Source organism: Rothia gullae, from assembly GCF_024294905.1.
GTDB lineage: Bacteria > Actinomycetota > Actinomycetes > Actinomycetales > Micrococcaceae > Rothia.
This window is the reverse complement of sequence record NZ_JANCOC010000001.1, coordinates 69,223-81,732: the sequence shown is the minus strand read 5'-3', so window position 1 is coordinate 81,732 and position 12,510 is coordinate 69,223. Positions and strand designations below refer to the sequence as shown.

Here is a 12,510-nt window from a genome sequence, read left to right as displayed (position 1 = left end):
CTTACTTCTTCTTACCTGCGACGGTACGCTTCGGACCCTTGCGGGTACGTGCGTTAGTCTTGGTGCGCTGACCGTGAACCGGCAGGCCGCGGCGGTGACGCAGGCCCTGGTAGGAACCGATTTCAACCTTACGGCGGATGTCAGCTGCAACCTCGCGGCGAAGATCACCTTCAACCTTGTAGTTGCCTTCGATGAAGTCACGAAGTGCCACGAGCTCCTGGTCGGTCAGGTCCTTGACGCGAGTGTCAGGGTTGACGCCGGTAGCAGCGAGGGTTTCGTGTGCACGGGTCTTGCCCACGCCGTAGATGTAAGTGAGAGCAACTTCCACGCGCTTTTCGCGGGGAATATCAACTCCAGCGAGACGTGCCATACTGGCTTCTCCTTGTTGGTTTCCAGAGGTCTATAGCATCACTGCCCGGGTTGTTCTGACCCGGTCCCCGGCCTCTGAGTCCGGAGGTATCCGAAGTCGCCTCGTCGGCGTTGCTTCGGAGCGGTGCCTATGACAATTCCGCCCCCTGTTGGGGCGGTTATGAAGTCAGCTGCTAGGGATTAGCCCTGGCGCTGCTTGTGGCGCGGGTTTTCGCAGATCACCATGACCACACCGTGACGGCGGATCACCTTGCACTTATCGCAGATCGGCTTAACGCTCGGCTTGACCTTCATCGCATTCCTTTTGATTGCAACTTGATTACTGGCGAGATAAGAGGTTCCCTCACTTACGTTGGGGAACTGCGTTATCCCTTTGAACACGATTTAAACGCAGCCAGGGGCGACGTTTATCTCGGGTTTACTTGTAACGGTAGACGATACGACCTCGGGAAAGGTCGTAGGGGCTCAGTTCCACTACTACTCGGTCCTCAGGCAGGATGCGAATGTAGTGCTGACGCATCTTGCCCGAGATGTGTGCGAGAACCTTGTGGCCGTTATCCAGCTCAACACGGAACATCGCGTTGGGCAGAGCTTCAACCACAGAGCCTTCAATCTCGATGACGCCGTCTTTCTTAGCCATATCCTCCGCTAACGTCGGTGCCCGTCGCAGGCGCGGCGGGCAATTGTATCTTCTGTTTGTGAGCTCACCTCGGTGAGGCGCTAGGGCGTTTCAAGGCACACTTAACACTGGCACAAACAACCAACTCTTAACTCTACGGCAAAGACCATGGAAAAACAACCGTGATTTTTATGACATCAGGCACTTAATATTTAAAAGGAAGAAGCCCCTCCCCACGTTCCTGAAAGTCTTAATGACTTCCCTCCGCAGGAAAGGGGCACCGTTCACCGGTCACAGCTCAACTGCTTAGTCTTCCTTAGCAGCCAGCTGACCGCATGCACCATCAATATCGGAACCGCGAGTATCACGAATAGTCGTCGGAATACCGTGGGCACGCAGACGCTCCACAAAGTTCTGCTCAACGCCCTTACGGGATGCCGTCCACTTCGAACCCGGGGTCGGGTTCAGCGGAATCGGGTTCACGTGCACCCAACCACGGCCGCGCTGCGCCAGCTTCTTACCGAGCAAATCCGCACGCCAGCCCTGATCGTTAATATCGCGAATCAGCGCGTACTCAATGGAGACGCGGCGGCCGGTCGTACGGTAGTAGTCGTACGCAGCGTCCAAAGTCTCGTCGACCTTCCAACGCTGGTTGATCGGGATTAGCTCATCACGCAGCTCATCATCCGGAGCGTGCAGAGACAGCGCCAAAGTAATGGGCAGCTTCTCCAGCTCAAACTTACGAATACCCGGCACCAGACCCACGGTCGACATGGTCAGACCACGAGCAGAAATACCGAGGCCCTCGGGCGAAGGGTCAATCAGGCGGTGCACAGCACCCATGGTTGCCTTGTAGTTAGCGAGCGCCTCACCCATACCCATAAAGACAATATTGGAAACACGCAGCGGACGAGTATCCTCAGAACCGCCTTCTGCTTCTTCCAGGCCCTTCATCTGCTTCAGGTAGCGGGCACCAGCGACGACCTGCTCCACAATTTCTGCAGTAGAGAGGTTACGGGTCAAACCCTGTTGACCGGTTGCGCAGAAGGGGCAGTTCATACCGCAGCCAGCCTGCGAAGAAATGCACATGGTCACGCGGTTGTCATAGCGCATGATGACGGACTCAATGAGCGCACCGTCAAAGAGTCGGTGCACAATCTTCAGAGTATCGCCACCGTCAGCCTCGAGGGTACGGACCGGAGTCAGAAGCTGGGGCATCGCCTGAGCAACCATCTGCTCGCGATCCTTAGCCGGCAGGTCAGTCATCTCGGCGGGGTCAGTGACCAGACGCTCAAAATAGTGCTTTGACAGCTGGGACGCACGGAACGACTGGTAGCCCAGTTCCTTCAGAAATTCACGGCGGCCAGCCATATCGAAGTCAGCGATGTGCTTGGGCGGCTTCGCACGGCGCGGTGCTTTCAGGGCAATCTGGCCGGGTGCGGGGCGAACGTTCGAGATTTCAACCGGCACCTTGGTCGCAGCGGGTGCGGTTGCCTCGCCGCTGTTGAGAGTTTCGCTCATGGAGCTTCTTCCTTATGATGTGGATGCTTTCGGATGCGCTATCACGCACCGGACCGGATTCGCCGGTTTCTTTCGGATGGAGGTGTGGCAGCTAAAGGGGGGTTCCCCTTCCCCCAGTGGTGGGACTTAGGCGGGGATCGGAACCGGGGTTATGCCGAAGCGAGCAAGTTCGCTTGCGCCGCCGTCTTCTGCGGTCAGAACCCAGATGCCTTCACTGTGCACAGCAACGGAGTGCTCCCACTGGCATGCATCGGAACCGTCAACGGTCACAACGGTCCAGTCGTCAGAGAGTACCTTGGTCTCGATGGAACCAGTGACGAGCATCGGTTCGATAGCGAAAGCCATGCCGGGCTTAATCTTCGGGCCAGTGTCACGTACCGCGTAGTTCAGTACGTCCGGCGCCATGTGCATCTGGGAACCGATACCGTGGCCCACGTAGTCTTCAATGATGCCGTACTTATCGCCGTATTCTTCGGTCACGTACGCTTCGATGGCAAGACCAATTTCGCCGACCTTCTTTGCACTAGCCAAAGCGGCAATACCGTGCCACATCGCCTCGCGGGTGACGGCGGAGAGTTCCGTGCGGGCTCCGCTTACGTTGTCACCAACCAGCACAGTACGTGCCGAGTCACCGTGCCACTGGCGGTTGGTAGCGGGGTCGATGACGTATGCGCCACCATCGATGGAGAGAATATCGCCGTCCTTGAGCACGTAGTCGCCAGGGATGCCGTGAACAACTTCGTGGTTAACGGAGGTGCATACGGTCGCCGGGTAGTCGTAGTAGCCGTAGAAGTTGGAGGTGCCACCCAGCTCCAGCATGGTGCGTTCAAAGGCGGCGTTCACCTCTGCGGTGGTTATGCCGGGGCGGGCTGCCGCCACTGCCGCATCAAGTGCACGGCTGGTAATGACGCCTGCACGAGCCATCTGCTGAAGCTGTGCATTGGTTTTGATTTCGACTCGTGCCATTCTGACTCCTTAGGTATGTGGGGCGGTACGCCCAAGCTTAGAACTCTACAGACAGCACTGTACCCCCGCAAGTCTTTGTGATGCATCATGCACCTCAAATTGCGGGGGTACAGCAGAAGATTACTTCAGAGCGTCGAGGATGCGCTCGGTGACTTCAGCAATCTCGCCAAGACCATTAACTTCCTTGACGATGCCGCGTTCGCGGTAGATTGCGATCAGCGGTGCGGTCTCTTCTTCGTAGACCTTCAGGCGGTGACGGATGACCTCTTCGTTGTCATCGGTGCGGCCCTGCTCTGCTGCGCGGTTGAGCAGACGCTCGACGAGTTCGTCGTTGTCTGCAACCAGCAGGAGAACGCGGTCAATCTTCTCGCCCTTGGCTTCGAGGATGGAGTCCAGCTCGTGAACCTGGGAGGTGTTGCGGGGGTAGCCGTCGAGCAAGAAGCCGTTGACGACGTCGCTTTCCTCCAGACGCGCGCGCACCATGTTGTTGGTGACGGAGTCGGGAACCAGGTTGCCGGAGTCGATGTACGACTTCGCTTCCTTGCCCAGCTCGGTCTCTTCCTTGATGTTCTTGCGGAAGATATCACCGGTGGAAATCGCGGGAATCTTCAGCGCTTCAGCGATTTTGACGGCCTGGGTGCCCTTACCTGCACCGGGAGGGCCGACGATGAGCAGACGGTTCATCGGAGCAGTCCTTCGTAGTTTCGTTGTTGGAGCTGAGCGTTGATCTGCTTGAGAGTATCAAGACCAACACCCACCACAATCAGCAGCGAGGCGCCGCCGAACGGGAAATTCTGGTTTGCGTTGAATAGGATAAGCGCTACGAGGGGAATCATGGAAATTACACCCAGGTAAAGTGCGCCAGGCAACGTAATTCGGTTGAGTACGTAGCTGAGGTAACGCTCGGTGGGCTTACCGGCACGGATACCGGGAATGAAGCCACCGTACTTCTTCATATTGTCCGCTACTTCTACTGGGTCGAAGGTGACCGCCACGTAGAAGTACGCGAAGCCAATAATCATGAAGAAATAGAGAGCAATGTACAGCGGGTGATCGCCGCGCACCAGGTATGCGTTGATCCAGTTAACCCATTCCGGCGGAGTGGAACCGTTGGTGGGGGTGTTGAACTGTGCGATCAGACCGGGCAGGGTCAGCAGGGAGGAGGCAAAGATCAGCGGGATCACGCCTGCCATGTTGACCTTGAGCGGAATGTAGGTGCTGGTGCCACCAATGGTGCGTCGACCAATCATGCGTTTTGCGTACTGCACGGGAATACGGCGAACGGACTGCTCGACGTAGACCACAGCGAGCATGACCAGCAGGCCGATGCCGCAGACGGCTACGAAGATACCCCAACCGTGGGTGCGCTGGATGGAGCCCAGAGCACTCGGGAAGGAAGAAGCGATGGAGGTGAAGATCAGCAGGGACATGCCGTTACCGACGCCACGCTCGGTAATCTGCTCACCCATCCACATAATGACGGTGGTACCCGCGCACAGGGTAACGATGATCAGCAGGATGTGCAGTACGTCGTCCTGGGGGATGATACCGGGGCAGTTACCCAGCAGAACGCCGGAGCGCGCCATCGAGACGATGGTGGTTGCGTTCAGCAGAGCAAGAGCGATGGTCAGGTAGCGGGTGTACTGGGTGAGCTTTGCCTGACCCTGTGCGCCTTCATCGTGCAGCTCCTGGAATCGCGGAATGACCACGCGTAGCAGCTGGATGATAATGGACGCGGTAATGTACGGCATCACGCCGAGGGCAAAGATCGAAAGCTGCAGCAGTGCGCCACCGCTGAAGAGGTTGACGATATCGTAGACGCCACCGCTCGTAACATTGGCGTTCAGACACTGCTGTACATTTCCGTAGGAAACGCCTGGCGCGGGGATGAAAGTGCCCACGCGGTACAGCACAATCATTGCCAGGGTAAACAGCAGCTTACGCCGCAAATCGGCGGTCTTAACAACTCGCCCGAATGCGCTCAGCACATGTCCTCCTGTAAGTCTATGGGGCGCCCATTTCTCTGAAGGATTTTTAGGGCGCAGTAAACACATCTTCCAGTCTATCGTGTTTGGAGCGGGTAACAATAACTCCCTAGCAGATTATGTAGCTTTTATATCCTCTTAGCGTGATTTTTGAACACTAAATGTGGCGTACACCAAGCGTTCAAATATACGAATACAGGAATATACCCCTGTTGTGAGTCTTTTGAGCAGTAAAAAGCCCCCGCCGTACACTGTACGGACGGGGGCTTTCTCGCCTTGAAGACTACTTAACGGTTACAGAACCGCCAGCGGCCTCGATCTTCTCGATAGCGGAAGCCGATGCCTTGTCGACAACAACGTTCACCTTGACGGAGATTTCGCCGTTGCCCAGAACCTTCACGAGCTCGTTCTTGCGAACGGCACCCTTAGCAACCAGTGCCTCGACAGTGACGTCGCCACCGTTGGGGAACAGTTCCTGAATGCGGTCCAGGTTAACAACCTGGTACTCGGTGCGGAAGGGGTTCTTGAAGCCGCGCAGCTTCGGCAGGCGCATGTGCAGCGGCAGCTGGCCGCCTTCGAAGCCTGCACGAACCTGGTAACGTGCCTTGGTACCCTTGGTACCGCGACCTGCGGTCTTACCCTTGGAGCCTTCACCGCGGCCAACGCGGGTCTTTGCCTTGTGGGCACCCGGTGCCGGGCGCAGATCGTGAATCTTGATAGCTTCTGCCATCTTTACTTGACCTCCTCAACCTTCACCAGGTGAGCAACGGTGTTAACCATGCCAACGGTGACGGGGTCAGCAGTGCGGACTACCTTGTTGCCGGGGCGCTTGAGCCCCAGGGAACGCAGGGTGTCGCGCATGTTCTGCTTCTGACCAACATAGGACTTGACCTGGGTGATTTCCAGCTTTGCGTCGCTGGGCTGAATACGCTTGGCCATTACTACGCACCTGCCTTTTCAGACTTGGTGTTGCGCAGGTAGCTGGGGATAACCTCATCGGTGGGCAGACCACGGCGGGCTGCCACTGCCAGGGGCTCCTCGAGCTCCTTGAGTGCTGCAACAGTTGCGTGAACGATGTTGATCTGGTTCGAGGAACCGAGCGACTTGGACAGCACATCGTGAATGCCTGCGCACTCGAGTACTGCACGCACGGGGCCACCTGCGATAACACCGGTACCAGCGGTTGCCGGACGGAGCATCACAACGCCTGCAGCTGCTTCACCCTGCACGCGGTGCGGGATGGTGCGGCCTTCGATGCGGGGAACGCGGAAGAAGTTCTTCTTTGCTTCCTCGACACCCTTGGAGATTGCTGCGGGAACTTCCTTAGCCTTACCGTAGCCAACGCCGACCAGGCCGTTACCGTCACCAACGACGACCAGTGCGGTGAAGCTGAAGCGACGACCACCCTTGACGACCTTGGAAACGCGGTTGATGGTCACAACGCGCTCGATGTACTTGTCCTTCTCCTCCTCGCGAGCGCGGTTGTTGCGGCGCTCGCCACGGCCACGACGCTCGCCGCGGTTGTTGCGGCGCTCCTCGCGCTGGTTGGAGGTCTCAGCGGTTTCAGCTACTACTGCTTCGCTCACCTGAGTTTCCTTTACGTTCTGCTCGCTCATTAGAGTGCAAGACCTCCCTCGCGTGCACCGTCAGCAACGGCTGCAACACGGCCGTGGTACTTGTTACCACCGCGGTCGAACACGACTGCCTCAACACCAGCTGCCTTGGCGCGCTCTGCAACGAGCTCACCAACGCGCTTTGCCTTAGCGGTCTTGTCCAGGTCAGCTGCACGCAGCTCTGCTTCCATGGTGGAAGCGGATGCCAGGGTTACACCCTTGACATCGTCGATAACCTGAACGAACATGTGACGGGTCGAACGGGTGACGCACAGGCGCGGACGCGCAGCGGTACCCGAAACGTACTTGCGGATGCGAGCGTGACGACGTGCACGCTGCGCTGCCTTCGACTTGATAGCCATGTTTACTTACCAGCCTTTCCGACCTTGCGGCGGATGTGCTCACCTGCGTAGCGAACACCCTTACCCTTGTAGGGATCGGGCTTACGCAGACCACGAATGTTTGCTGCAACCTGACCAACGAGCTGCTTGTCGATACCCGACACGGTCAGCTTGTTAGCACCCTCCACTGCGAAGGTAATACCCTCGGGAGCGGTGATGTTGATCGGGTGGGAGTAGCCCAGAGCGAACTCCAGGTCGTTACCCTTCGGGGTCACACGGTAACCGGTACCAACGATTTCCAGCTTCTTCTCGTAGCCGGAGGTAACGCCGATAATCAGGTTCTGAATCAGGGTACGAGTCAGACCGTGCAGCGAGCGAGACAGGCGCTCGTCGTTCGGACGAGATACAACGATCTCGTTTTCGTTCAGAGCCACGGTGATGGGGGAAGCTACCTTGTGGGAAAGCTCGCCCTTCGGGCCCTTAACGGTGACCAGGTTGCCATCGACCTTAACCTCAACGCCGGCGGGAACCGAGATGGGGAGACGTCCAATACGTGACATTATTCTCTTCCTTTCTCTTCTAACCGACTACCAGATGTAAGCGATGACTTCGCCGCCCACGCCCTTCTTCGCTGCCTGCTTGTCAGTGAGCAGACCCGAAGAGGTGGACAGGATTGCGATGCCGAGGCCACCCAGAACCTGGGGCAGGTTGGTGGACTTTGCGTAGGTACGCAGGCCCGGCTTGGAAATACGACGCACGCCAGCGATGGATCGCTCGCGGGACGGACCGTACTTGAGGACGAGGGTCAGGGTCTTGCCGACCTTTGCATCCTCAACCTTCACGTCGGCGATGTAGCCCTCAGCCTTCAGGATCTCTGCAATGCGAGCCTTCAGCTTGGAGTAGGGCATGGATACGGTGTCGTGGTATGCGGAGTTTGCGTTACGCAAACGGGTCAGCATATCTGCGACCGGATCAGTCATAGTCATTGTGGGCTTTAGCCCTTCCTCGTTGTGGTTTCCCTACTCCGCGGTAACGGGGTCTGGACCTACAACGTAGTCGTTAGTTGGTCTTGAACGGGAAGCCCAGTGCCTTCAGGATTGCACGGCCTTCTTCGTCGGTCTTCGCGGAGGTCACCACGGTGATGTCCATACCACGCACGCGGTCGATCGAGTCCTGATCGATTTCGTGGAACATGGACTGCTCGGTCAGACCGAAGGTGTAGTTACCGTTACCGTCGAACTGGCGGTCCGAGAGGCCGCGGAAGTCGCGGATTCGGGGCAGTGCCAGGGTGACGAGGCGGTCCAGGAATTCCCACATGCGGTCGCCACGCAGAGTGACGTGTGCGCCGATGGGCATACCTTCGCGCAGCTTGAACTGTGCGATGGACTTCTTAGCGCGGGTAACAATCGGCTTCTGACCGGTGATTGCGGTGAGATCGCGGATTGCGCCGTCCATGAGCTTTGCGTCGCGAGCTGCCTCGCCGACACCCATGTTTACGACGACCTTAACGATCTTCGGGGTCTGCATGACGTTCTCGTACTTGAACTCTTCCTGCAGAGCGGGAACGACGACCTCAGCGTACTTGGTCTTGAAGCGGGGGGTGATCTTGGTTTCGGTCATTAGATGTCCTTACCCGAACGCTTAGCAACGCGCACGCGAACGGTGCGCTCCTTGCCGTCACGCTCTACAGTCTCGAGGCGGAAACCAACACGGGTCGGCTTCTTGGTCTCGGGGTCAACAATCGCAACGTTAGAAACGTGGATCGGTGCCTCAACCTTCTGAATGCCGCCTGCTGCGCCGGTCAGGGGGTTAGCCTTGGTGTGCTTGGTGACGACCTTGACGCCCTCAACAATCACGCGGTTTTCCTTGGGGATAACCTTCAGAACCTTGCCCTGCTTGCCCTTATCTGCACCGGAAATAACCTGAACCAGGTCGCCGGACTTGATCTTAGCCATGAATTAGAGCACCTCCGGAGCCAGCGAAACGATCTTCATGAACTTCTTGTCGCGAAGTTCACGACCCACGGGACCGAAGATACGGGTACCACGGGGATCACCATCAGTGTTCTTCAGGATCACTGCGGAGTTCTCGTCGAACTTGATGTAGGAGCCGTCGGGACGACGGGTTTCCTTCTTGGTGCGGACGACGACTGCCTTGACAACGTCACCCTTCTTTACGGTACCGCCGGGAATTGCATCCTTGACGGTTGCGACAATGATGTCGCCAATGCCTGCGTAGCGACGCGAGGAACCACCGAGAACACGGATGGTCAGGATTTCCTTCGCACCAGTGTTGTCGGCGACCTTCAGTCGCGACTCCTGCTGAATCATATTTCTCCTGTCGTCTCGCCGGTTCCGACTCGCTTTAGGCGCGAGCCAGCCTTGCGGAACATTTTTACGGGATTGGTTGACGCCCCGGGCCCCATCTCTACGGAAGGGGTTAGCGGAAACGCCTGGGGCAAACCCATGCCAGAAGCATTTGGACCCGCGTGAAGCGGGCGTATCCCACCCGTAAGTAGCGGCATTATGCACTGGCACGAGAAGCCCGTGGTTGTGCGGCTATTTGGATACAGCCACACAGTCTTAACACTGTACAGGAAGCAGGCATGTAGCGCAAGAGTTTGCCGACTATGATTTCAGTCTCCCTCACCCTATCTCTGAGGATAGCCGGGTTTCAGGAGCAAAAACTCCATATCCCACATCACCATCAACTGAGAAGGCCCCTTATTTGACACTTAAAACAGGAGGCCCCTTCGTGTAGTTCCTGACGCATAAGAAACTGAAGGGGCCTCGAGAAATCTACCAAACAATGTGTCAAACAAGGATGGTAGATATTTATATTTTACTACGTTTTAATATGCTCCCACGACAGATTTGCCGCGATCTAGCGATAGAATCACCCAAGTCATACTCCCCCACCCCGCTAGTGCGCGCACAGAGCTAGAGAGCGTCAGTGATTATTTTGGGCATGTCAACTGCACTTCACTCTGTAGCTATGAGATATATACTTTCGCGATACCATCACGAACGATAGGACGAGGAGCATCTCCCGGGCGGCTTTCTTCCACAGCCTCACGGTATTCGCCAGAGCGTGCATCCAGCACGTAGGAAACCTCAACTGCGGGGTAGTCCCCCGCCTTGTCGATAGCGATGACGCTCCCGTCCTTCAGCAGGACCTGGTGATTAATACGGGTCGGGGCTACCTGCAAGGTCTCGATGATGGTTCGGTTAAGCGTGTCAATGACAGTGATAGTTCCACCGCCAGCAACAGCAGGCTCTCCCTTACCGCCAAAATCAGCAACATAGAGCAGCTGACGTTCTGCATCTAGCAAGATATCGGTGGGCATTTTGCCGAATGGAAGATAAGCGAGGTGTTCGCCCTCAAAACTCAGAACATATAGACCCCCGTTTTTACCCTCGCGCCCCTGTGCAGAGACATACAGTTCGCCGCGCGTTGAATCAACCTCCACACCGTGAACACCGATTGGAGCATTGGCGTCTTCCCCGCCAGTTACGGGCAGCCTACGTACGAGCCCCCAGGTGTTCATGTCCACAACCCAGATTTTATCTCGCATAATATTCGGGATGTACAGGCAGTTACGAGCTTCATCAGCTACGGGCCCTAGTAGCATAGCGGGACCGTCCCCTTGAAGAGAGCTAACCGCGCGTTCTCCTTCTGCGTTAGGTGCAGAGATTACCTGGTAACCACCCATTCCGGTCACGAGTACAGCGCCGCTGGGTGCAACGTATAGCTCACGCGGAATTAGCATCTCCACTCCTAGAGCGAGAGAATCCCAGACGAGCGCTAGGTCTTTTTGGGAGTATGCGGTTACCGAATTTGTGCGGGTTCCTCCGGTCCAGAGAAGCTCCCGCTCGTTGTCTGCTGCTAGACCGTAGGCAGCCTGGATTTGGAAGAGGTTCTCTAGCCCGGGGTTATTTTCCGGGATAGCAGGCAGAACAGCCGTCTCCTCAATCTGCAGGGTATCTGCGTTTATGCGTGCGATTGTTGCGCAGAGAGTGCCGTGAGTCTTTGTGTGATTGAAGCTTCCGCTTACGAAAAGAACGTTCTCTTCGGGGTTGTATGCCACTTGATACTGCCCAGCGAGCCCCGCAGAACGATCCACGGAAAAACAGTTGGCGTCCAGGGTGCTCTTCTGCCCTTCTCCTGCGACTGAGGGAACCATAGATATCTCCAGAGTTGTGTAGGTTGGAGGCTAGCTCACCTCATATTTTGCGGGCTTAGCATCCGGAGCTTTCTGTTATATATCTTACGTTTCGCCCTCCACTTTGAGGCTTTTCTAGCACAGTCCATGTACTACACCGTTCAAAATTAAGAGGCCCTATACTCGGCAGCACATAATGCTCTCCCCTAGGCTTTGAGCAGGGCGGTTTTGCTCAACAAAAGCTTCGTATACTGCATATAATCACCACAATAGACATCATTCTAGAGATTGTGACATCTTATAGAATTTATAAGCTTATCCTGAGGCATCTAGAGCCATAGATTTCGTAATATTTCGTCACCTCTGAACCCTTCTCAAAGCAGTGTTCTGAAAAAATCTGCTTAAAAATTTAGAAATTAAGGCTTCTTTCTTCAAAAATCAAGTTTTTTGGTAATAAACGCGCTTCAAGGTGCGAAAATCAGCGAGATGTACCATAATAGAAGAGACTCATGCGTCAAATAAGAGGTTCGGTCCTTATCGGACAGATTTCTTGGGTCCCTTTTTCCTCGCTAATCCGTTTGTCTAGGGACCGAACCTCACTTTGACACTAAACCCGCACTTCGGTGCGGGTTTTCTTTATATCTGAGGCGCTAGAACCCTACATTTCATTCTTTGGGGGCTGGTAAGTCGTCAAATATGGGCGAGCGAGTGCAGAGGGTGCGCCTCCCCTCCTCCTTTTTTCTCATTCATTCTCTTCCCCAGCCCCCGCTGCTACTTCTGACTCTGGTCTAGACCTTCCGCCTATATAACAGGCATATGGGTAAACTGAAAGGGGGGGGGGACCCCGGGTTGGGGGGGGGGGCCCCCCGGGGGGGGGGTGGGGGGGGGTAGATAGGGGCAAGGGGGGGGGGGTTTAAATTTTTTTACCGGCGCG

The 12,510-nt window shown here is 56.3% G+C and carries 17 protein-coding genes; all 17 read right to left on the bottom strand.

The genetic code is table 11. The features are described from left to right. Position 1: 1 nt before the first annotated feature. The 17 genes from rpsM to NML54_RS00300 all read right to left on the bottom strand — a co-directional run bounded on the left by rpsM (position 2) and on the right by NML54_RS00300 (position 11,501). Positions 2–370, bottom strand: a complete 369-nt coding sequence (gene rpsM, locus NML54_RS00380; RefSeq protein WP_005505026.1) for a 30S ribosomal protein S13 — start codon at positions 368–370, stop codon at positions 2–4. A gap of 179 nt (positions 371–549) precedes the next feature. After that, complete coding sequence (gene rpmJ, locus NML54_RS00375) at positions 550–663, bottom strand: 50S ribosomal protein L36 (protein ID WP_004005257.1); 114 nt, start codon at positions 661–663, stop codon at positions 550–552. Between the two features lie 124 nt (positions 664–787). Further along, positions 788–1,009 carry a translation initiation factor IF-1 gene (gene infA / locus NML54_RS00370; RefSeq protein WP_005505018.1) on the bottom strand — a complete coding sequence of 74 codons (222 nt, stop codon included), beginning with the start codon at positions 1,007–1,009 and terminating at the stop codon, positions 788–790. A gap of 285 nt (positions 1,010–1,294) precedes the next feature. Then, positions 1,295–2,509 carry a dual-specificity RNA methyltransferase RlmN gene (gene rlmN, locus NML54_RS00365; protein WP_254755311.1) on the bottom strand — a complete coding sequence of 405 codons (1,215 nt, stop codon included), beginning with the start codon at positions 2,507–2,509 and terminating at the stop codon, positions 1,295–1,297. A gap of 126 nt (positions 2,510–2,635) precedes the next feature. Further along, on the bottom strand, positions 2,636–3,475 hold the full coding sequence (map, locus tag NML54_RS00360) for a type I methionyl aminopeptidase (RefSeq protein ID WP_254755310.1): 840 nt from the start codon (positions 3,473–3,475) through the stop codon (positions 2,636–2,638). A gap of 120 nt (positions 3,476–3,595) precedes the next feature. After that, positions 3,596–4,159 carry an adenylate kinase gene (locus NML54_RS00355; protein WP_005505015.1) on the bottom strand — a complete coding sequence of 188 codons (564 nt, stop codon included), beginning with the start codon at positions 4,157–4,159 and terminating at the stop codon, positions 3,596–3,598. Continuing rightward, the gene (gene secY, locus NML54_RS00350; protein WP_254755309.1) at positions 4,156–5,463 is read right to left on the bottom strand and encodes a preprotein translocase subunit SecY; all 1,308 of its coding nucleotides are present in this window, start codon (positions 5,461–5,463) and stop codon (positions 4,156–4,158) included. Before secY ends, NML54_RS00355 begins: the two co-directional genes overlap by 4 nt. A gap of 280 nt (positions 5,464–5,743) precedes the next feature. After that, on the bottom strand, positions 5,744–6,190 hold the full coding sequence (gene rplO / locus NML54_RS00345; protein ID WP_005505008.1) for a 50S ribosomal protein L15: 447 nt from the start codon (positions 6,188–6,190) through the stop codon (positions 5,744–5,746). A gap of 2 nt (positions 6,191–6,192) precedes the next feature. Next, the gene (gene rpmD, locus NML54_RS00340; RefSeq protein ID WP_004005265.1) at positions 6,193–6,399 is read right to left on the bottom strand and encodes a 50S ribosomal protein L30; all 207 of its coding nucleotides are present in this window, start codon (positions 6,397–6,399) and stop codon (positions 6,193–6,195) included. A 2-nt stretch (positions 6,400–6,401) separates the two neighbouring features. Beyond that, the gene (rpsE, locus tag NML54_RS00335; protein WP_171840195.1) at positions 6,402–7,046 is read right to left on the bottom strand and encodes a 30S ribosomal protein S5; all 645 of its coding nucleotides are present in this window, start codon (positions 7,044–7,046) and stop codon (positions 6,402–6,404) included. A 29-nt stretch (positions 7,047–7,075) separates the two neighbouring features. After that, entirely contained in the window at positions 7,076–7,435 is a 360-nt protein-coding gene (rplR, locus tag NML54_RS00330; protein WP_005505006.1) for a 50S ribosomal protein L18, read from the bottom strand. Between the two features lie 2 nt (positions 7,436–7,437). Continuing rightward, positions 7,438–7,974 carry a 50S ribosomal protein L6 gene (gene rplF / locus NML54_RS00325; protein ID WP_005505004.1) on the bottom strand — a complete coding sequence of 179 codons (537 nt, stop codon included), beginning with the start codon at positions 7,972–7,974 and terminating at the stop codon, positions 7,438–7,440. Positions 7,975–8,001: 27 nt separating this feature from the next. After that, a complete protein-coding gene (rpsH, locus tag NML54_RS00320) occupies positions 8,002–8,400 on the bottom strand; it encodes a 30S ribosomal protein S8 (protein WP_005505003.1) in 399 nt (132 codons plus the stop codon). 73 nt (positions 8,401–8,473) lie between these two features. Next, a complete protein-coding gene (gene rplE / locus NML54_RS00315) occupies positions 8,474–9,034 on the bottom strand; it encodes a 50S ribosomal protein L5 (protein WP_005505001.1) in 561 nt (186 codons plus the stop codon). Continuing rightward, the gene (rplX, locus tag NML54_RS00310) at positions 9,034–9,369 is read right to left on the bottom strand and encodes a 50S ribosomal protein L24 (protein ID WP_254755308.1); all 336 of its coding nucleotides are present in this window, start codon (positions 9,367–9,369) and stop codon (positions 9,034–9,036) included. The genes rplE and rplX overlap by 1 nt, the downstream gene beginning before the upstream one ends. Positions 9,370–9,372: 3 nt before the next feature. Beyond that, positions 9,373–9,744, bottom strand: coding sequence for a 50S ribosomal protein L14 (gene rplN / locus NML54_RS00305; RefSeq protein WP_005504986.1), 372 nt, complete (start codon positions 9,742–9,744; stop codon positions 9,373–9,375). Positions 9,745–10,406: 662 nt separating this feature from the next. Beyond that, complete coding sequence (locus NML54_RS00300) at positions 10,407–11,501, bottom strand: YncE family protein (protein ID WP_254755307.1); 1,095 nt, start codon at positions 11,499–11,501, stop codon at positions 10,407–10,409. Between the last annotated feature and the right edge of the window lie 1,009 nt (positions 11,502–12,510).

Bases quoted from the DNA above. Each gene is read 5' to 3' on its own strand.
- rlmN (WP_254755311.1), bottom strand. From the start codon at position 2,509: ATGAGCGAAACTCTCAACAGCGGCGAGGCAACCGCACCCGCTGCGACC.
- rplF (WP_005505004.1), bottom strand. From the start codon at position 7,974: ATGTCACGTATTGGACGTCTCCCCATCTCGGTTCCCGCCGGCGTTGAG.
- rplN (WP_005504986.1), bottom strand. From the start codon at position 9,744: ATGATTCAGCAGGAGTCGCGACTGAAGGTCGCCGACAACACTGGTGCG.
- rpmJ (WP_004005257.1), bottom strand. From the start codon at position 663: ATGAAGGTCAAGCCGAGCGTTAAGCCGATCTGCGATAAGTGCAAGGTG.
- rpmD (WP_004005265.1), bottom strand. From the start codon at position 6,399: ATGGCCAAGCGTATTCAGCCCAGCGACGCAAAGCTGGAAATCACCCAG.
- rpsM (WP_005505026.1), bottom strand. From the start codon at position 370: ATGGCACGTCTCGCTGGAGTTGATATTCCCCGCGAAAAGCGCGTGGAA.
- rplR (WP_005505006.1), bottom strand. From the start codon at position 7,435: ATGGCTATCAAGTCGAAGGCAGCGCAGCGTGCACGTCGTCACGCTCGC.
- rplE (WP_005505001.1), bottom strand. From the start codon at position 9,034: ATGACCGAAACCAAGATCACCCCCCGCTTCAAGACCAAGTACGCTGAG.
- rpsH (WP_005505003.1), bottom strand. From the start codon at position 8,400: ATGACTATGACTGATCCGGTCGCAGATATGCTGACCCGTTTGCGTAAC.
- NML54_RS00355 (WP_005505015.1), bottom strand. From the start codon at position 4,159: ATGAACCGTCTGCTCATCGTCGGCCCTCCCGGTGCAGGTAAGGGCACC.
- map (WP_254755310.1), bottom strand. From the start codon at position 3,475: ATGGCACGAGTCGAAATCAAAACCAATGCACAGCTTCAGCAGATGGCT.
- infA (WP_005505018.1), bottom strand. From the start codon at position 1,009: ATGGCTAAGAAAGACGGCGTCATCGAGATTGAAGGCTCTGTGGTTGAA.
- rplO (WP_005505008.1), bottom strand. From the start codon at position 6,190: ATGGCAGAAGCTATCAAGATTCACGATCTGCGCCCGGCACCGGGTGCC.
- rplX (WP_254755308.1), bottom strand. From the start codon at position 9,369: ATGGCTAAGATCAAGTCCGGCGACCTGGTTCAGGTTATTTCCGGTGCA.